This is a genomic window from Rhizobium sp. NPDC090275 (assembly GCF_044772225.1).
Lineage (GTDB): Bacteria > Pseudomonadota > Alphaproteobacteria > Rhizobiales > Rhizobiaceae > Rhizobium.
In genome coordinates this window covers 659,570-679,370 of the sequence record NZ_JBIVYL010000003.1, presented here as the reverse complement: position 1 = coordinate 679,370, position 19,801 = coordinate 659,570, and the positions used below count along the sequence as shown (strand labels likewise).

The 19,801-nt window shown below is 63.7% G+C and carries 15 protein-coding genes; 2 read left to right on the top strand and 13 right to left on the bottom strand.

What is annotated here, in order from left to right; all coding sequences use genetic code 11:
- Positions 1 to 89 precede the first annotated feature (89 nt).
- Positions 90 to 2,738, top strand: coding sequence for an aminopeptidase N (pepN, locus tag ACIQUB_RS11335; RefSeq protein WP_402929438.1), 2,649 nt, complete (start codon positions 90 to 92; stop codon positions 2,736 to 2,738).
- A 180-nt stretch (positions 2,739 to 2,918) separates the two neighbouring features.
- Entirely contained in the window at positions 2,919 to 5,240 is a 2,322-nt protein-coding gene (locus ACIQUB_RS11330) for a PAS domain-containing sensor histidine kinase (protein WP_402929436.1), read from the top strand.
- 52 nt (positions 5,241 to 5,292) lie between these two features.
- On the opposite strand, the gene ACIQUB_RS11325 is transcribed toward ACIQUB_RS11330, so the two are convergent.
- The 13 genes from ACIQUB_RS11325 to ACIQUB_RS11265 form a co-directional block, all read right to left on the bottom strand.
- Complete coding sequence (locus ACIQUB_RS11325; protein ID WP_113237398.1) at positions 5,293 to 8,247, bottom strand: bifunctional [glutamine synthetase] adenylyltransferase/[glutamine synthetase]-adenylyl-L-tyrosine phosphorylase; 2,955 nt, start codon at positions 8,245 to 8,247, stop codon at positions 5,293 to 5,295.
- A gap of 122 nt (positions 8,248 to 8,369) precedes the next feature.
- On the bottom strand, positions 8,370 to 9,773 hold the full coding sequence (locus ACIQUB_RS11320; RefSeq protein WP_113237399.1) for a HAMP domain-containing sensor histidine kinase: 1,404 nt from the start codon (positions 9,771 to 9,773) through the stop codon (positions 8,370 to 8,372).
- Complete coding sequence (locus tag ACIQUB_RS11315) at positions 9,770 to 10,447, bottom strand: response regulator transcription factor (RefSeq protein ID WP_156144896.1); 678 nt, start codon at positions 10,445 to 10,447, stop codon at positions 9,770 to 9,772. The genes ACIQUB_RS11320 and ACIQUB_RS11315 overlap by 4 nt, the downstream gene beginning before the upstream one ends.
- Before the next feature lie 149 nt (positions 10,448 to 10,596).
- Positions 10,597 to 12,162: a Do family serine endopeptidase gene (locus tag ACIQUB_RS11310; RefSeq protein ID WP_112980816.1), complete on the bottom strand. Its 1,566-nt coding sequence runs from the start codon at positions 12,160 to 12,162 to the stop codon at positions 10,597 to 10,599.
- Positions 12,163 to 12,310: 148 nt separating this feature from the next.
- Positions 12,311 to 12,766, bottom strand: a complete 456-nt coding sequence (locus ACIQUB_RS11305; RefSeq protein WP_113237400.1) for a cytochrome c-type biogenesis protein — start codon at positions 12,764 to 12,766, stop codon at positions 12,311 to 12,313.
- Positions 12,763 to 14,751, bottom strand: a complete 1,989-nt coding sequence (locus ACIQUB_RS11300; RefSeq protein ID WP_113237401.1) for a heme lyase CcmF/NrfE family subunit — start codon at positions 14,749 to 14,751, stop codon at positions 12,763 to 12,765. Before ACIQUB_RS11300 ends, ACIQUB_RS11305 begins: the two co-directional genes overlap by 4 nt.
- Entirely contained in the window at positions 14,748 to 15,200 is a 453-nt protein-coding gene (gene ccmE / locus ACIQUB_RS11295; RefSeq protein WP_113237402.1) for a cytochrome c maturation protein CcmE, read from the bottom strand. Before ccmE ends, ACIQUB_RS11300 begins: the two co-directional genes overlap by 4 nt.
- Entirely contained in the window at positions 15,197 to 16,366 is a 1,170-nt protein-coding gene (gene ccmI, locus ACIQUB_RS11290) for a c-type cytochrome biogenesis protein CcmI (RefSeq protein WP_113237403.1), read from the bottom strand. Before ccmI ends, ccmE begins: the two co-directional genes overlap by 4 nt.
- 112 nt (positions 16,367 to 16,478) lie before the next feature.
- Positions 16,479 to 16,907, bottom strand: coding sequence for a hypothetical protein (locus ACIQUB_RS11285; protein WP_113237404.1), 429 nt, complete (start codon positions 16,905 to 16,907; stop codon positions 16,479 to 16,481).
- A gap of 110 nt (positions 16,908 to 17,017) precedes the next feature.
- The gene (locus ACIQUB_RS11280) at positions 17,018 to 18,421 is read right to left on the bottom strand and encodes a HAMP domain-containing sensor histidine kinase (RefSeq protein ID WP_112980812.1); all 1,404 of its coding nucleotides are present in this window, start codon (positions 18,419 to 18,421) and stop codon (positions 17,018 to 17,020) included.
- The gene (locus tag ACIQUB_RS11275; RefSeq protein ID WP_018898875.1) at positions 18,411 to 19,082 is read right to left on the bottom strand and encodes a response regulator transcription factor; all 672 of its coding nucleotides are present in this window, start codon (positions 19,080 to 19,082) and stop codon (positions 18,411 to 18,413) included. Before ACIQUB_RS11275 ends, ACIQUB_RS11280 begins: the two co-directional genes overlap by 11 nt.
- A gap of 53 nt (positions 19,083 to 19,135) precedes the next feature.
- Positions 19,136 to 19,384 (bottom strand): hypothetical protein, encoded by a 249-nt coding sequence (locus ACIQUB_RS11270; RefSeq protein ID WP_047513615.1) that lies wholly within the window; start codon positions 19,382 to 19,384, stop codon positions 19,136 to 19,138.
- A gap of 196 nt (positions 19,385 to 19,580) precedes the next feature.
- Positions 19,581 to 19,790: a hypothetical protein gene (locus ACIQUB_RS11265; protein ID WP_113237405.1), complete on the bottom strand. Its 210-nt coding sequence runs from the start codon at positions 19,788 to 19,790 to the stop codon at positions 19,581 to 19,583.
- Between the last annotated feature and the right edge of the window lie 11 nt (positions 19,791 to 19,801).

Below are 19,801 nucleotides of genomic sequence, written 5' to 3'. Positions count from 1 at the left end.
CAGACTTTAGTGTAATTGTACCAATCAAATTTTACGGCAGAGCGCCCACTCTGTTTGCGAAGCATTGTCTAAAGGTCTCAGGGAATATCATGCGCACAGATACCGGCCAGGTCATAAATCTGGCAGATTACCGCCCCACCGATTTCGTACTCGAGCGCGTGGATCTGACGTTTGAACTGGACCCGACCGCGACCAAGGTAGATGCCCGCCTGATCTTCCACCGCCGCAAGGGCGCCGATCCGAAGGCGCCGCTCATCCTCGACGGTGACGAACTCGCCCTCTCCGGCCTGCTCTTCGATCAGGCGGAAATGAAGCCCAGCCAGTATACGGCGACACCAGACAGCCTGACGATCCGCAACCTGCCGAAATCCAAGCCTTTCGAACTGACGATCACCACGATCATCAATCCCGAGGCCAACACCCAGCTGATGGGCCTTTACCGCACCAACGGCGTCTACTGCACCCAGTGCGAGGCCGAGGGCTTCCGCCGCATCACTTACTTCCCCGATCGCCCGGATGTGCTGGCGCCCTATACGATCACCATCATCGGCGACAGGGCCGCCAACCCGGTCATGCTGTCCAACGGCAATTTCCTCGGCGGCGCCGGCTATGACGAGGGCCGCGCCTTCGCCGCCTGGTTCGATCCGCATCCGAAGCCGAGCTATCTCTTCGCGCTGGTCGCCGGCGATCTCGGCGTGGTCGAAGACAAGTTCGTCACCATGTCTGAGCGCGAAGTCACGCTGAAGATCTACGTCGAGCATGGCAAGGAAGCGCGCGCTGCCTACGCCATGGATGCGCTGAAGCGCTCGATGAAGTGGGATGAGGAACGGTTCGGCCGCGAATACGATCTCGACATCTTCATGATCGTCGCCGTGTCCGACTTCAACATGGGCGCCATGGAGAACAAGGGCCTCAACGTCTTCAACGACAAGTACGTGCTGGCCGATCCGGAGACCGCGACCGACCAGGACTACGCCAACATCGAAGCGATCATCGCCCACGAATACTTCCACAACTGGACCGGCAACCGCATCACCTGCCGCGACTGGTTCCAGCTCTGCCTCAAGGAAGGCCTGACGGTCTATCGCGACCACGAATTCTCGGCCGACATGCGCTCGCGCCCGGTCAAGCGCATCGCCGAAGTGCGCCATCTGAAGTCCGAGCAGTTCCCCGAGGATGGTGGCCCGCTGGCGCATCCGGTGCGTCCGACCACCTACCGCGAAATCAACAACTTCTACACGACGACGGTCTACGAGAAGGGCAGCGAAGTCACGCGCATGATCGCGACGCTGCTCGGCAAGGACCTGTTCAAGAAGGGCATGGATCTCTATTTCGATCGCCATGACGGCCAGGCCGTCACGATCGAGGATTTCGTCAAGTGCTTCGAGGATGCCAGCGGGCGCGACCTGACACAGTTCTCGCTCTGGTATCACCAGGCCGGCACGCCGCTCGTCACCGCGTCCGGCAGCTATGATGCTGGCGCCAAGAGCTTCACGCTGTCGCTCGAGCAGATGGTTCCCGCAACGCCCGGCCAGAGCGACAAGAAGCCGATGCACATTCCGCTCAGCATCGCGCTCTTTGCCGAAGACGGCACGCCGCTAGAGCCCTCGTCTGTCGATGGCGCCGAGTATGGCGACAACGTGCTGCATCTGACCGAGCGCAGCCAGAAGGCCACCTTCAAGGGCATCGGCTCGCGGCCGATCGTATCGACAAACCGCAGCTTCTCGGCCCCGATCAACCTGCACTTCGATCAGTCGCCCACGGACCTGGCGCTTCTCGCCCGCTTTGAGACCGATCACTTCTCGCGCTGGCAGGCGCTGACCGATCTCGCATTGCCGACGCTGCTTGCAGCCGCCCGCGATGCGCGTGACGGCAAGCCGGTCGTCGCTTCCAAGGACTTCGTCGAAGCTCTGCTTGCGGCCGCGGCGGATGAAACGCTGGAGCCCGCCTTCCGCGCCCAGGCGCTGGCGCTGCCGAGCGAATCCGATATCGCCCGCGAACTTGGCGGCAACAACGACCCTGACGCTATCCACGCCGGCCGCTCCGCCGTGCTGCAGCAGGTCGCCGACGCCGGCAAGAGCGTCTTCGCGGCACTCTACGACAGTATGACCACACCAGGCGATTTCAGCCCCGACGCCAAGAGCGCCGGTCGCCGTGCGCTCCGCAACAGCGCGCTCACCTATCTGTCTTATGCCGAGAACACGCCTGACCGCGCCAAGGCCGCGTTTGACGCCGCCAACAACATGACGGACCTGATGCAGGCGCTGACGATCCTTGCGCACCGCTTCCCCGACAGCAGCGAGGCGGCCGCAGCGCTGTCCACGTTCCATGATCGCTTTGCCGGAAACGCGCTTGTCATCGACAAGTGGTTCTCCGTCCAGGCGACCATTCCGGGCGCAAAGGCGCTCGATCGGGTGCTGAAGCTGATGGACAATCCGCAGTTCAAGCGCACCAACCCCAACCGCGTGCGCGCGCTGGTCGGCACGTTTGCCTTCGGCAATCCCACCGGCTTCGGACGCGCGGATGGAGAGGGCTACCGCTTCCTCGCCCGCGAAATCCTGGACATCGACGGACGCAACCCACAGTTGGCGGCGCGCATCCTCACTTCGATGCGGTCCTGGCGTTCGCTGGAACCCGCAAGAGCTGAACATGCACGCAAGGCGCTGACCGAGATCGCCGAAGCACCGGCGCTCTCCACCGACGTTCGCGACATCGTCGAGCGCACCCTCAAGGGGTGATTTGCGACACGAGGCGGCCGAGCCTGTCGAAGCCGCCTCCCACGCATACTGGAAAAATCAGCACTTAGAATCGGTTAACAGATTTTTACCTTTTCCTCTGGACAAGGCGAATCACCAATGATTCATTGAGTCAGGTTCGGGCGAGCGGCGCAGCGAATCACGAGGGACAAGGCTCAGAAAATGATGAACGTGCGGCGGGCAACCGTGGCCGAAGGACGGCTGCGTGTCGATTTCGAGAGCTTCCGCGCCTGGCGTGAAAGCTTCACCGGCAAGACCGCCGCGACCTCGCGACCATCATCTTCTCGAAATTACACGCATGCCGAGGCCGTGTTGAAGCGCGCCATTCCTATCCTTATCGTTGCATATTTGACCGTCGTCGCAGCCTCGCATTTCTTCGGCATGCTCTCCGAACACGACCGCATGCAGGCCGCTGCCCGCCACTCCACGGCACTCGCCGCCGCCACCGCAGCAGCAGCCTTCGCAGACTCCGCCGCGATATTCGACAGCGGTAACGCGACCGAAGGTCAGGCCCGCCTCGCCCGCTTCCTGCCTCAGGACCGGCTCGACGACGACGCCTTCGTTCTACTCGTGCAGTCGAGCGGCAAGGTGTTTGCGGCGTCCGCCGCCGGTGCGGCCTATGTCGGCGCCGGCATCGGCGATTTCTTCTCCGAGGTCTCCGCGATCCGCCGCTTCGGCGACCGGGCGGGCGTGATTGAGACCACGATTGGCGGCCGGCCGCACTACGCGCAGATCACGCTGATCGGCGACAGCGGCGGCTATGTGGTTGCGGCGACCTCGCTCGATCGCATCAGCCAGCTGTGGCGCGAAGAGTTGACGCTCAACGTCACGCTGTTTGCAGGCATTTCCTCGATCCTCCTAGTCATCCTCTACGCCTATTACATGCAGGTGCGCCGCGCCCGCCATGCCGACGAGATCTTCGTCGAGTCCAACCAGCGGGTCGAGACGGCCCTTTCGCGTGGCCGTTGCGGCCTCTGGGATTTCGATTTCGACCGTCGCGAATTCTTCTGGTCGCGCTCGATGTACCAGATGCTTGGCCTTCCAGGCGGCGACGGCAATATGTGCTTCGGCGATGCGGCCCGGCTCATGCACCCTGACGACAGCGGCATCTACGAGATCGCCCGCTCCGTTGCCCGTGGCGACGCGGAGCAGATCGACCAGATCTTCCGCATGCGCCACGCCGCCGGCCATTACGTCTGGATGCGCGCCCGTGCGCAGGTCATCCGCACCAATGCCGGCCAGGTCCACATGATCGGTATCGCCATGGACGTGACCGAGCAGCATCGTCTCGCGCAGCGCTACGCCGAAGCCGACCAGCGGCTGGCGGACGCGATCGAGAGCACGTCGGAAGCCTTCGTGCTGTGGGACAAGAACGACCGTCTCGTGATGTGCAACACGCACTTCCAGCAGGCCTACGGCCTTCCCGACAGCGTGCTGGTGCCGGGCACCGAACGCGCCGCCGTCAACGCCGCCGCTGCCCGCCCCGTCATCGAGCGCCGCATCGCCGACGCTCATGGCAATGGCTATTCGCGCACCAGCGAAGTGCAGCTTGCCGACGAGCGCTGGCTGCAGATCAACGAGCGGCGCACCCGCGATGGCGGCATGGTTTCCGTCGGCACCGACATCACGCTTTTGAAGCGCAACCAGGAGCGCCTACGCGATTCCGAACGCCGCCTGATGGCGACGATCGGCGACCTTTCCTCCTCCCGCCAGACGCTGGAACGGCAGAAATCGGCGCTGTCGCTGGCGAACGCCAATTATCTCTCGGAAAAGGAACGCGCCGAGGCCGCCAACAAGGCGAAGTCGGAATTCCTGGCCAACATGTCCCACGAGCTGCGCACGCCGCTCAACGCCATCCTCGGCTTCTCCGAAATCCTGCAGGACGAGATGTTCGGTCCGCTCGGCTCGGCGAAGTACGACGAATATGCCCGCGACATCCATCACAGCGGCCGTCATCTGCTCAACGTCATCAACGACATTCTCGACATGTCGAAGATCGAAGCGGGCCACATGAAGCTTCAATGCGAGACGATCGATCTCGCGCCGCTGATCGAGGAAAGCTTGCGCTTCACGGCGATCCCGGCCAGCGAGAAGCGCATCGAGATCCAGCAGCGCATCTGCGATGGCATGACGCTCAACGCCGATCGCCGGGCGATGAAACAGATCCTGCTCAACCTGCTGTCCAATGCCGTGAAGTTCACCGACGAGGGCGGCCGGATTGCGGTGCGCACCCGTCGCACCTCGGTCGGCGTCATTTTGACCATCGCCGATACCGGCATCGGCATCCCGACGACCGCGCTCAGCAAGATCGGCCAGCCCTTCGAACAGGTCCAGAACCAGTATGCCAAGAGCAAGGGCGGCTCCGGACTGGGCCTCGCCATCTCACGCTCGCTGACGACCCTGCACGGCGGCCGCATGAAGATCCGCTCACGCGAGGCGATCGGCACGGTGATTTCGCTGCTGATCCCTGACAGCGCTGCTTAAAGCTTCGCATGTCGGCGCCGCAAAACCGCTACACACTTTTGCGCGACATGCGCTACGCCTTCACCACCGCCTGAAAGACCTTCCGCACCGTCTTCGACAGCTGCTTCATCTCTCCCTCAAGGGTCTTGATGTCAGGGCAATCGCCGGCCCGGCAAACGAGATCGATGAGACCCGCCGGCGCATCCTTGGGATCGAAGGGACCATCGATGCAGAGCCGGATGAGCTGCGCGAGCTCGGTATAGAGCCCGAAGGCCTCGCTGCAGCTATCGACATCGGCGGTCGCCATCAGCGGCGCTCCCAGCTGTTTCAGTGCTTCACCGGTGCTTATGCCATTGACCTTGAGGGCGACATCCTTCGCGGGCGCGATAAGCGCCAGGTATTGCGCGATGAACTCTATATCGACGACACCGCCGGGGATAAGCTTCAGGTCCCACATGTTGGCCGGCGGCTTTTCCTGTTCGATCAGCGCGCGCATTTCGGCCACATCCTTCGCCACCTTACGCAGATCGCGCCGCGTCGAGAGCACCTCCTCGATCACGCGCTCGACGTCATCAATCAGGCTGGCATCGCCGCAGATTAGCCGCGCGCGGCTGAGCGCCATGTGCTCCCAAGTCCAGGCTTCCTCGCGCTGGTATTTCGCAAACGAGCTGACGCGGGTGGCGACGGGTCCCTTGTTGCCCGAGGGGCGCAGGCGCATGTCGACTTCGTAGAGCACGCCCTCGGCCGTCGGCGCCGACAGAGCGGCGATCAGCCGCTGGGTGATGCGCGTGAAGTAGCGCACCGCATCCAGCGGCTTGGCGCCGTCGGATTCTTCGGCCGCATCGTCATAGTCGTAGAGCAGGATGAGATCGATATCGGAGCCTGCGGTGAGCTCGAAGCTGCCCAGCTTGCCCATTCCGGCGACGGCGACGCGGCCGCCGGGGAACTTACCGTGCGCCGCCTCGATCTCCGAGAGCACGGCATTCAACGCCGCCTCGACGATCAGATCGGCCAGGTGCGTAAACGCGCGGCCCGCCATCGCGCCATTGATCGAGCCCGTCAGCAGGCGAATGCCGATCAGGAAGCGCTGTTCGGCGGCGAAGATACGCAGCCGGTCCAGCACCTCCTCATAATAGCGCGCCTGCTGCAGCGAGCCCTTGAGGCGTCCCGCCAGATAGTCCCGCGTCGGAAGCTCGGCCATCAGGCCCGGATCGAGCATGCCGTCGAAGACATGCGGCCGGGCGGCGATGACCTCGGCAAGCTTCGGCGCCGCCGACATGATGTAGACGATCAGCGAGAGCAGCGCCGGATTGCTGCCGAGCAGCGAAAACAGCTGGATGCCGGCGGGCAGGCCCGAGATGAAGCTGTCGAACCTGAGGATTGCCTCGTCGGCACGCTTGCTTTCGCCGAACACGCGCAGCAGCTCCGGCGTCAGTTCGGTCAGCCGTTCGCGGGCCTCGACGGATTGCGTCGCCTTGTAGCGCCCGTAGTGCCAGGTGCGGATAACCCGCGAAATGTCGGAGGGGCGCTCGAAGCCGAGTTTGCGTAGGGTCACCAGCGTGTCGGGATCATCGTTCTGGCCGGTGAAGACGAGGTTGCCCGTCTCTGTCGAGAGCTTGGTCTCCTGCTCGAACAGCCGCGCGTAGCGACGCTCGACGGTCCTGAAAACCTCGACAAGACGCTCCGAGAAGCTCGGTGTGTCGCTGAAACCCATCATGTAGGCGATGCGCTTCAGCTCGCCTTCGGTCTCGGGCAGCAGGTGGGTTTGCTCGTCGCGCACCATCTGGATGCGGTGCTCGACGTCGCGCAGGAACCAGTAGGCTTCCGTCAGCTCCTCGCAGGTCTCTTCGTCGATCCACTTGGCTTTGGTGAGCTCGTTCAGCGTTTCCTCGGTAGCGCGCGAGCGCAGCGCCGGCATGCGTCCGCCGGCGATCAGCTGCTGTGTCTGGGCAAAGAATTCGATCTCGCGGATGCCGCCACGGCCGAGCTTGACGTTGTGGCCCTTGACCGCGATTGCCCCATGCCCCTTGTGGGCGTGAATCTGCCGCTTGATCGAGTGGATGTCGGAGATCGCCGCGTAGTCGAGGTATTTGCGGAAGACGAAAGGGGTGAGGTCGCGCAGGAAACGGTCGCCGGCCGCGATATCGCCCGCAACAGGGCGGGCCTTGATGAAGGCCGCGCGCTCCCAGTTCTGCCCCCTGCCCTCGTAATAGACCATGGCGGCATCGATCGAGACGGCAAGCGGCGTGGCGCCGGGGTCCGGACGCAGCCGGAGATCGGTGCGGAAGACATAGCCGTCGCCGGTGCGCTCCTGCATGATGCGGACGAGCCTGCGCATCAGGCGCGGGAAGATATCGATCGCATCATCAGGATCAGACAGGATGCCCGCCTGCTCATCGAAGAAGACGACGAGATCGATGTCGGAGGAATAGTTGAGCTCGCAGGCGCCGAGCTTGCCCATGCCGAGCACGACGAGACCCGACCCTTCACTCGGCCGTGCGACGTTCTTCAGCTGCAGCTTGCGGGCTTCGTGCGAGGAGAGAAGCAGATGATCGATTGCGGCCGAGACCGTCGCCTCGGCAAGCCGGCTCAGCCACGCCGTGGTGGTGCGGCCATCGAAGACGCGGGCGAGATCGGCGAGCGCCAACAGAAACGCGACACGGCGCTTGACCGTGCGCAGGCGGCCCATGATCTCACTCTCACTCGGCGACGCGCCGTCGCGCGGCATCCAGGCGTCACGCGCTTCCGCGATCAGCGCCTCCAGGCGCGGCTCGAGCGGCTCGCTAATCGCGATGGTGAGGATGCCGGGATCGATGTTGGCGATATCGCGCAGATAGGGCGAGAGCGTGAGTGCGGCAGAGATGAAATCGCGAAGCGCGCCCTCGGTCTTCAGCATGGCGGCCACGACGGGTTCGTCGGCGCCGATCTTCTGCAGATCATCAAGCACGAGCTTCAATTCGGTCTTGCTCAACGGCTTCAACAGGCCGTCGACCACCTCGCTCAGGCTGTGCATCGAATTCGTCAGCATGCGCCCTCCCTGGCATCAGGCAGCGAAAGTCGAAGCAGAATCAAGGCTGCTCGCCGCCTGAGGCTAAGTTAGGGTCTGAGACGCAAATGGCCAACAGACAATTCGGGGTAGCGCGGAAACGCCTACTTCAGGGGAAAGACCAGCGTAACGGCGAGACCGCGATTGGCCGCCGCATCCGGGTCGGTATCGCTGAGTTCCAGCTTGCCGCTGTGCAATTCCATCACCGCTTCCACAAGCGACAGTCCCAGGCCGGTACCTGGTTTCGAGCGACTCTCGTCCAGCCGCACGAAGCGCTTGAGCACGTCCTCGCGCTTGTCGGCAGGGATGCCGGGGCCATGATCGGCGACCTGAAGGCAGATGGCATCCGGCCGACGTGTCAGCCGCAGCGAGACTTCGCCACCCGCCTCCACACCCGCCGAATACTTCACGGCATTGTCGATGAGGTTGAAGATCGCCTGGCCGATCAGTTCGCGGTTGCCCTGCACCTCGATACCTGGCTCGATATCAGTGGTCATGGCAAGGCCCGCCTCATCGGCCACCGGCTCGTAGAGTTCGGCGCTATCGGCAACGATGGCGGACAGATCGATCGTCGACATCTCGGCGGCCACCGAGCCGGCCTCGACGCGGGAGATCATCAACAGCGCGTTGAAGGTGCGGATCAGCTGGTCGGATTCCGAAATGATCCCTTCCAGCGCCACGCGGCGGGTATCGGCATCCGGCGTATCGATCGCGTCTGCCGCCTTGTTGCGCAGGCGTGTCAGCGGTGTCTTCAGGTCGTGGGCGATGTTGTCGGAGACCTGGCGCAGCCCCTCGTTCAGCTTCTCGATACGGCCGAGCATGGTGTTCAGCGACACGGAGAGGCGATCGAACTCGTCACCGGAGCCGCCGACCGGCAGGCGCTGCGAGAGATCGCCGGCCATGATCTTCTTGCTCGCCGCCGACATGCGGTCGATGCGCTTCAGTGCGTTGCGGCCGATGCCAAACCAGATGATGACGGCGCCGAGCCCCATGATCGCCAGCGCGACCATCAGCGCCTGCCTGACGAGCACGCGGAACGCTTCCGGCTCGCCGAGGTCGCGGCCGATCAGGATGCGCAGGCCATTATCGAGCACGTTGATGTTGGCGACTGCCATATGCGGCTTGCTCTGGCGTCCTTCCGCATAGCGCTGATAGCGAAACGGCAGACTGGTCCAGCCCTGCTCGTCGAGTACGCCTGGCTGGACGGACGCGACGTTGCCGGCGAGGATGTCGCCCGAGGGGCCGGCGATGATGTAGAGATTGGCGCCCGGCTGGCGGGCGCGGCGCTCCATGGTGCGCAACAGCAGGTTCATGCCGCCATTGTCATAGGCGCGCTGAACCTGGTCGACCTCCTGCTGCACCGCCTCGCGGATCTGGCTGGTGAGCAGCCGTTCCGACATCGCCGTCACATAGAAGACGAGCGTTGCGGCGCAGATGGCGAAGAGCAGGATGTAGAGGGCCGAAAGGCGGACTGCCGTGGACTTGAAGAGAACCCAGAAGCGGTTCATCCGTCATCCTTGATCATGTAGCCGGCGCCGCGAATGGTCTTCAACAGCGGCAGGCTGAAGTCCTTCTCGATCTTGGAGCGCAGCCGCGACACATGCACATCGATGACGTTGGTCTGCGGATCGAAGTGATAATCCCAGACGTTTTCGAGCAGCATGGTGCGAGTGACCACCTGGCCGGCATTCTTCATCAGATATTCGAGCAGGCGGAATTCGCGCGGCTGCAGCGGAATTTCCTTGCCGCCCCGGCGCACTTCGTGGGCCAGACGATCGAGCTCCAGATCGCCGACGCGGTAGACGACGTCCTGGTCCGGCGTGCCCTTGCGGCGGCCGAGAACCTCGACGCGCGCCAGAAGCTCGCTGAAGGCGTACGGCTTGGGGAGATAGTCGTCGCCGCCGGCGCGCAAGCCGGTCACGCGGTCGTCGACCTGGCCAAGAGCGGAGAGAATGAGAACGGGGGTGTGGATGCCCTTGCGGCGCAGCTCGGCGATGACGGAAAGGCCATCGCGGCGCGGCAGCATGCGGTCGATCACAAGCACGTCGTAGGTGTTTTCGGTCCCCATGAAGAGGCCGCTTTCGCCGTCGCTTGCATGGTCGGCGACAATACCCGCCTCACGAAAGGCTTTCGTGAGATAGGCCGCCGCTTCCAGATCGTCTTCGATGATGAGAATCTTCATGCGGCCGACATTACCCGCCGGCTGTGTTTCGGCAAGGCTCAAAGCGTGATCGTCTTGCTGGAAGGTCATTGTCGTCACCTGCGATGGGTTGACAGGAAGAGCCGCGCGAGCGCGCGACCCTTCTAATTCGATCCGGAGAACCGGGGCGTTTAGCCCTGGTTTTCGACCGGAAGGGCCACGAAGCGGCTGCCTTCCTTGGACTGGATCTGGAACAGCGCGCGGGTGCGGCCATCCTTCTTCGCCTGGTTCAGCACCTTGACCACGTCATCGGCCGAGGAGACTTCCTGGTTGTTGACCGAGGTGATCTTCTCGCCTTCCTTGATGCCCTTGTCGGCAGCGTCGGAGTTCGGGTCGATGCCGGTGATCTGCAGGCCCTTGCCGTCATCGGCAGGACCAACCGTCAGGCCGAGATCGGCGAGCGCCTTTTCGGATGCCGGGGTCTGTGCTTCCGGTGCCTGATCGCCATCGTCGGTCGAAGCCTGCTGCTGTTCTGCCGGCAGCGTGCCGAGCTCAACCGTGACAGGCAGGGACTTGCCGGAGCGCCAGACGGAGAGCTCGACCTTCTTGCCCGGCGTCATTGCGCCGATACGGCGGCTCAGATCACGGGCGTCCTTGACGGTCTCGCCGTTGACGGCGGTGACGACGTCACCAGCCTTCATGCCGGCCTTTTCACCCGGCGTTCCAGCCTGGGCGTTGACGACGAGCGCGCCGCTGGCTTCAGACAGGCCGAGCGAGTCGGCGATGTCCTTGGTGACCGGCTGGATCTGCACGCCGAGATAGCCGCGCGAGACCTGGCCGTCCTTCATCAGGTCGGCGACGACGTCCTTGGCGGTCGAAGCCGGGATTGCGAAGGCAATGCCGACGCTGCCGCCCGACGGCGAGAAGATGGCGGTGTTGATGCCGACCACCTGGCCGCTGAGGTTGAAGGTCGGACCACCGGAGTTGCCGCGGTTCACGGCTGCGTCGACCTGGAGATAATCGTCATACGGACCGGAGCCGATATCGCGGCCACGGGCCGAAACGATACCTGCCGTCACCGTGCCGCCGAGGCCGAACGGGTTACCAACGGCAACCACCCAGTCGCCGACGCGGACGTTGTTGTCGTCCGCCCAGTTGACGTAGGTGAACTTCTTGCCCTTGCCGTCGACCTTCAGCACGGCGAGGTCGGTGCGTGGGTCCTTGCCGATCAGCTTGGCGTCGAGCTCGGTGCCGTCCTTCATGACAGCGACGAAGGCCGCACCATCGGAGACGACGTGATTGTTGGTGACGATATAACCGTCTTCGGAGATGAAGAAGCCGGAGCCCTGGGCGACCGGACGCAGACGACCCTCATGCTGGCCGGGGCCTGGAGGATGCGCGCCGGGAGGGCCACGGCGGCCCTGCTGCTCGCCGAACTGGCGGAAGAACGGCTTCAGGGCATCGGGAAGATCGTCGAAACCACGGCCGTTGAAATCGAAGGAGAAGCCGTTGTTGCCATCCTCATCGGAGACCGGCTTGACGCGGCTTTCGACGCGAACCGAAACGACGGCAGGCGAAACGGCGTCGACGACATTGGCGAAGCTCGGCACGGATGGTGCCTCGACCTTGACCGCTTCGGCATAGGAACGCGTGATTTCGAGGGGGACACCGGTCGCCAGGACGGCGGTGGCAAGACCGGCAACGGTCGAGGCCTTGAGCACGGTCGACAGTGACGGAGCTTTGATAGTCTTCAGCATAAGACGCACCTTCTTATATTTAAATCCACGGGACCGGCGGTTACCGGATCGGTCGATGGATGAAGATATAGGACGGCACACCTTACTGCGAACTGTCCGAGGCATGAAAAATTCGTAATGTCCGAATTCTTCCGCCTGGAGCGCGTATTTACTTCTTCAGCAGCTCGCTTAAACGCGCCTGCTCGTCGCTCGTCAGCGCCGATCCGGTCGGCTGGCCGGCATAGCGGCGGGCGAAAATCACGAGTGACAGGGCACCCAGCACCGCGAGCAGGATCGGAGCGCCCCACAACAGCAGCGTCTTAGTTTCGAAGCGCGGCTTCAGCAGCACGAATTCACCGTAGCGAGAGACGATGTAGCTCATGACCTGCTGGTCGCTATCGCCATCGGTAATGCGCTTTCGCACCAGCAGACGCAGATCCTTGGCCAGTTCGGCGTTGGAATCGTCGATCGACTGGTTCTGGCAGACCATGCAGCGCAATTCCGCCGAGATCGCGCGCGCACGGCTTTCAAGCGCGGGATCTTTCAGCATCTCGTCCGGGTTGACGGCGAAGGCTGGTGCTGCGGACGCGATCAGGAGGAGGGCCAGAAGGAAGCGACGCATCATTCGGCCGGCTCCATGACGGGCTGCAGCGCCTTTGCCTTGCGGCGTGGCGCGCCGACGCGCAGGCGCCTGTCGCTGAGCGAGACGAAGCCGCCGAACGCCATGACGAGCGCGCCGCCCCAGATGCAGAGAATGTAAGGCTTCCACCAGATACGCACGACGATGCCGCCGTCATCGGTTGGATCACCGAGCGAGACGTAGAGCTGACTCGCACCGAAAGTCCGGATACCGGCTTCCGTCGTCGGCATCTGGCCGGCGGTGTAGATGCGCTTGGCCGACCAGACGTCAGCGACTTCGACGCCGCCCCTGGCGATGGTGAAATGACCGCGATCCTCGGTGTAGTTCGGTCCGGTCGCCTTCTTCATGCCGTCGAAGCGCAGCGTGTAGCCGCCGGCATCGGTCACCTCGCCCTGCTTCATCTGCAGCACGTGTTCGGTCTGGAAGGTGGAAACGGCGACGATGCCAAGCACCGAAATGCCGAGGCCCGCATGGGCGAGCGCCGTACCGAAGGCGGAGCGCGGCAAGCCCTTGAGGCGGCGCCAGGCGATGCCAACAGGCTGCTTGCCGATGCCGGCGCGATACCACAGGTCGGCGATGGCGCCGAGGACCAGGAACAGACCAGCCGCGAGACCGAGAACCGACATGACCGGGCCGCCATGCTGGAGATAGAAGAACACGACGGCGGCGACGAAGGCGAGTGCCGCAACCGCATAGAGCCGCTGCAGCGCGCCCAGCAGATCACCACGCTTCCAGGCGAGCAGCGGGCCGAAGGGCACGATGACGAGCAGCGGCGCCATCAACAGGCCGAAGGTCATGTTGAAGAAGGGCGGGCCGACCGAGATCTTGTCATTGGTCAGCGTTTCCAGAACCAGCGGGTAAAGCGTACCCGTCAGCACGGTTCCGCAGGCAACCGTCAGGATCAGATTGTTGACGACGAGCGCGCCTTCGCGCGAGATCGGCGCGAACAGGCCGCCGGCCGTCAGTCTCGGCGCCCTGAAGGCAAAGAGCGACAGCGCGCCGCCGATGAAGAGCAGCAGGATGCAGAGGATGAAGACGCCGCGCGAGGGATCGCTGGCGAAGGCGTGAACCGATGTCAGCACGCCCGAGCGCACCAGAAAGGTGCCCATCAGCGACAGCGAGAACGTCAGGATGGCGAGCAGCACGGTCCAGATCTTCAGCGCCTCGCGCTTTTCCATGACGAGCGCGGAGTGCAGCAGCGCCGTGCCGGCGAGCCAGGGCATGAAGGAGGCGTTTTCGACCGGATCCCAGAACCACCAGCCGCCCCAACCGAGCTCGTAATAGGCCCAGTAGGAGCCCATGGCGATGCCGAGCGTGAGGAAAGTCCAGGCGGCGAGCGTCCAGGGGCGCACCCAGCGCGCCCAGGCGGCATCGATGCGGCCTTCGATCAGGGCGGCGACGGCAAAGGAGAAGCAGACGGAGAAGCCGACATAGCCGAGATAGAGCAGCGGCGGATGGATGGCGAGGCCGATATCCTGCAGGATCGGGTTCAGATCCTTGCCCTCAGCGGGCGCCGGATCAAGGCGCGCGAAGGGGTTGGACGTGAGCAGGATGAAGAGGATGAAAGCGACCGAGATCCAGGCTTGCACAGAGAGCACATTGGCCTTCAGCGTCTCGGGAAGATTGCGGCCAAAGACGGCGACAAGCGCGCTGAAGAGAGCCAGGATCAAGAGCCAGAGCATCATCGATCCCTCGTGATTGCCCCAGACGCCGGAGTATTTGTAGATCAGCGGCATCAGCGAGTGCGAGTTTTCCCAGACGTTCTTCACCGAAAAGTCGGAGACGACATGCGCGTAGGTCAAGACGCCGAAGGAGAAGGCGACCAGCGCGAAGAGGACCACCGAGCCGATCGGCCCGACATCCATCATCGCCTGATCCACGCGCCGGGCGCCGATCAGCGGCACCAGAGACACGATGATCGCGGTGGCGAGCGCCAGAATGAGAGCGTAGTGGCCGATTTCGATGATCATTTCGCCGCCTGTTCCTCTTTCCAGAGCCCCTGCTGCTTCAGCCTGTCGGCGACATCCTTGGGCATGTATTTCTCGTCATGCTTGGCAAGCACGGTATCGGCGGTGAAAACGTCGCTGCCGCTCTCGAAGGTGCCCTCGGTCACCACGCCCTGCCCCTCGCGGAAGAGATCGGGCAGGATACCGGTGAAGCGGACGTGAACCAGATCGCCCGAGGCATCGGTCACCGCGAAACGCACCGTCGAGCCAGCGCCCCTGACCACGCTGCCCTCGCCGACCAGGCCGCCGAGGCGGATACGGGTTCCCGGCGGCACCGGATTGCTGGCGAGATCGGTCGGCATGTAGAAATAGGCGACCGAATTGCTGAAGGCGAACATCACCAGCAGAACGGCCGCGACAATGAAGCTCATACCGCCGCCGATTACCGCAAGGCGTTTCTGCTTGCGCGTCATTGCATCGTTCCTTGTGTCGCCGCTGCGTCCGCGGGAAGACCGAGTTCATGGGCGAGTGCCACAAGCTGCTTGCCCTTCTCGCCATCAGCGGGGAAAGCCGTCAGCCCGCGCTTCAGCGCCGCCGCCGCGCGGTCCTTGTCGTTCAATACCATATAGGAGCGGACCAGCCGCAGCCATCCGTCGAGATTGTCGGGGTTCTCGGTCAGCTTCGCGTCGAGACTGTCGACCATGCCGCGGATCATCTGCTGACGATCGCCGCTGTTCATCTGATCGGCCGCCGCGACATCAGCCTGCGTCGGCCCACCGAGCGGTGCTGCTGCCGTGGGAGCGTTGCCCGCAACAGCCGGCGTGCCGCCGTTCTTGGCGATATGCTCGTTCACCAGCGGCATCCATGGCGCGTCGGGTGGTGACTGCTTGGCGATCGCCTCGAAGCCGGCGCGGGCCTCGTCGGCCTTGCCCGCCTGTTCGAGACCGAGCGCAATGTAGAAGCGCGCGCGCGGGTTTTCCGGCTCCAGCTTCAGCGACCGCGTCAGCACATCACGCGCATCGTCGGTGATCACGCCGCTCGAGGCGGCAATCAGCGTTTCGGCCAGCCCATCGAGCCGGGCCGCCGTTTCGCCGAGCAGGCGGATGGCGTTGCGGTAGGCGGTCTCGGCGTCGGCAATGCGCATGGTGTTGAAGTAGATCGGCGCCAGGATATCCCAGCCCTTGCCGTCGTCCGGGTTCTCGGCGAGATGCCGCTCGGCCTTGGCGACAAGGATCGCCATGTCGTTGCCGGGATTCTCCAGGCGCGCCTCGAGAGGCTGCGAGGGCAGGTCGGGTCTGCCCATTATGATGTAAAGACAGAGCCCCGTGAGCGGCAGGAGCATCAGCACGAAGACTTCGGCGGCGCGACGGTATCCGCGTCCGGCCTTGGGAGCAGCCGACGTCTCGGCGCTAGATACGGCAAGCAGTCGTCGGCCGATTTCAGCGCGGGCGTACTCGGCTTCCTCGGCGGAAATCAGGCCGCCGGCGCGGTCGCGGTCGAGTTCGGCAAGCTGGTCGCGGTAGACGGCGGTTTCGCCGGCACGGCTATCGCCGGTTGCCTTCGAGCCCCGCAAAAGCGGATAAAGCAGAAGAGCGGCAACGGATGCCGTCATCACGGCCAGGAGAATCCAGAAAGTCATGACCGCCAATTACTCGAAGCGCGCGATCATTCCAATATGCAAAGCTGCGATGACGATGATTTGAAGTAATTTGCCGCACCTTGCCAGATGGGCCGGACGTCAGGACTTTGGTTCAGCCGAGAGGCGACCAGCTACCGTCGCCATTGCGGCAGGCAGAGCCGCGCGCCAGCGTGTCCTTGCCGTCGACGGTGAGCGTGTGGGTGTACTGGCGGCAATTCTGCGAGCCGACCTGATAGGGAGCCGCGGCCACGACCTTGCCGCTGACATTGCGGCCGCTCCAGACGACCGGCTGACCGACGGCTGCGCCTTCCAGCGCACGATACTCGGCTTCGAGCGCCCGCTGCCGGTCGCTGTCGCTCAAGGTCACGCCGGTGCGGCCGACAATGCCGCCCTGCAGGGCTTCGATGATGGTGGCGGAGGCCGATGGCTTACGGCCGCCGAAAAGGCCGGATGAGGCGCCGCTCTTCGTCGTCTGGCAGCCGGACAGAGCCACGCATGCCACAAGAGAAAGACCAATTATGCCTTTTGAGCGAAGTATCATTCAGTCGAACCCGAACCAGGTGTCAAACGCGCCACAGGTGCAAGCCGCACCCCGCCTTAGGCCGAGGTAAAGCATGCTATGCAAATGTCTTTCTGGCATCAAGCCGCCCGTCACGCAACATCCTTTGTGACACCGGGAAGAATAAGGCGCGCCTTCAGCCCGCCCCACTCACCGCGCGACAGTTCCAGCCGGCCCTGATACTCGTTGGCGATCTCGGTAACGATCGACAAGCCAAGGCCGGTGCCGGGCTTGCTCTCGTCGAGACGGCGGCCGCGCTTCAGCGCCTCGCGGATCTGGTCGGGCTCCAGGCCCGGGCCATCATCCTCGACGATCACCTCGACCCAATGGCGGCGGGCGCTGCCCTCCCCGCCCTTGACGTCATCGGGGGCTTCCGTCACCGAAAGCCTGACCTTGTGGACGGCAAAGCGCGAGGCGTTTTCAAGCAGGTTGCCGACCACTTCCTCCAGATCCTGCTGCTCCAGCGCCACGGCCAGATGCGGCGGATTGACGACGAGGTCGAACTCCTTGTCGACGTTGAGGCGGCGCATGACGCGCACCAGCCGCTCCAGCGCCGGCTCGGCATCGGTGCGGGCGAGCACGGATTCGCGCTGGGCGGCGATGCGGGCGCGGTTGAGATAGGATTGCACCTGCCCCTGCATCGACTCCGCTTGGCTCTTGACCAGCTCGCCATGCGAGCGCTCCAAGACGCGGGCTTCATTGAGCAGCACGGCGATCGGCGTCTTCAGCGAATGGGCGAGATTGCCGACCTGCATGCGGGCACGCTCGACGATGCGGCGGTTGCTGTCGATCAGCGCGTTGACCTCGTTGGCAAGCGGCAGGATTTCGCGCGGGAATTCGCCCTTCAGCTGCTCGCTCTCGCCGGCGCGGATACGCTCCAGTGCGGCGCGCGCCTTGTCGAGCGGCTTCAGGCCATAAAGAATGGCGAGCGCGTTGACGATCAGGCTGCCGACGCCGAAGCCGGCGAGCGCGAGATAGAGGCTGTGGGAGAAGTTGCGAACGTCGTCCTCGACCACATCGACATTGCCGGTGACGCGAAAGCGCGCGGCGCGGCCATCGGTGTCGAGCACCACTTCGGTCTCGGCGACCTGAATGCGGTTCTGCGAGGTATCCGTCACCTGGTAGTAGCGCTCGTAATTCTTGTCGAACGGCGCTTCCAGCACGGAGGGAACGGGGATGGTCGTGGCGCCGAGCGAGGGCGAGACCAGCGGCGGGGCCGTATAAGTCCCCAGCGGCTCGACCATCCAGTACCAGCCGGTCTTCGGCTGGGCGAAGCGCAGGTCACCGAGCTGCGGGCTGCCCGACAGCGCACCCTGATCGCCGATCGCCACCGAGTTGATGACGTTATAGAGCTGCGCACGAAGCAAATCCTGAAAGCCGCGCTCGGCGCTCTTGCGATAGAGCGTCGAGATCAACAGGCCGATTACGACAAGCGCCACGGTCGACCAGATCGTGGTCAGAAGCAGGACGCGTGCGGTAAGAGACTTAATTCGCATTGGTCGGCGCTTGGATGCGGTAGCCGAGACCGCGCACCGTTTCGATCAGATCGACGCCCATCTTCTTGCGCAGGCGACCGACGAAGACTTCGATCGTGTTGCTGTCGCGGTCGAAATCCTGGTCGTACATGTGCTCGACCAACTCGGTGCGCGACACCACCTCGCCCATGTGATGCATGAGATAGGCCAAGAGACGGTATTCGTGCGAGGTCAGCTTCAGCGCCACGCCGTTGACCACCGCCTTCGAGGTCTTGGTGTCGAGGCGAACGGGGCCGCAGACGATCTCGGACGAGGAATGGCCGGCGGCGCGGCGGATGAGCGCGCGGATGCGGGCGAGCACCTCTTCGACGTGGAAGGGCTTGGTGACATAATCGTCGGCGCCTGCGTCGATGCCGGCGACCTTGTCGCTCCAGCGATCGCGGGCCGTCAGGATCAGCACCGGCATGCCGCGACCGGCGCCGCGCCACTTTTCCAGAACGCTGACGCCGTCGAGTTCGGGCAGGCCGATATCGAGGATGATCGCGTCATAGGGTTCGGTGTCGCCGAGGAAGTGTCCCTCCTCGCCGTCGAACGCCTGGTCGACGACGTAGCCGGCCTCTTTCAGGGTTTCGCTCAGCTGACGATTCAGATTGACGTCGTCTTCGACTACCAGGATGCGCATCGGTCCGCTCTACTCCGCGTTATGTCTTCGATGTCTAAATAGGGCGATTCTGCCTACATCGGAACCTTGACGGTTACTTTACGCGGTCGCTGGCCGTTGCCCTGGACGAGCACGGTGATGATGCAGCTGTCGCCGGAGGGCTGAACGGAGAGCAGCTGCCCCCCGGTCTTCTCGACAACCTGCTGGGCGGCTTCACTGCAATCGCCTGCTACGCGCACCAAAAGGTTGTGCGTATTATCCGGTGAGGGCGACGGTACCGTCAGCCAAACGGCCAACGCTGCGACGCTCAGAGGAGAGGCCATGTGCTATGCTTTCAATGGATACCAACTTGACCTGACTATGTACTCAGGAGACCTGAATGGCAAATGAATGCAAGGTAATGTCGGGTCCCTGGGGGTGCCTGAGGGCATGCCGCAAGGCACCCGACGCCGCGGCTGTGGCCGGAAAGGCACGGTTGACGGCGGCATTCGCGCCACCGTGCCGCTATCGCCCCCGGACTCAGGGCTTGATCGCGGACTTCGCCGTCACCCGGCCATAGACCGCCAGCAGACCACCCAGCGCGCCGGCGATATTGACGATCGCATCGACGATCTGGCCGCGATCGCCGGATGCGATATCCACACCCGTAAAGTGCAAAGCCGAAGCGAGGATCGCAACGACCGCGCCCCAGATGGTCTTCGAGCTGTACCAGTTTTTCAAATCAGGCATCGTCCTTCTCC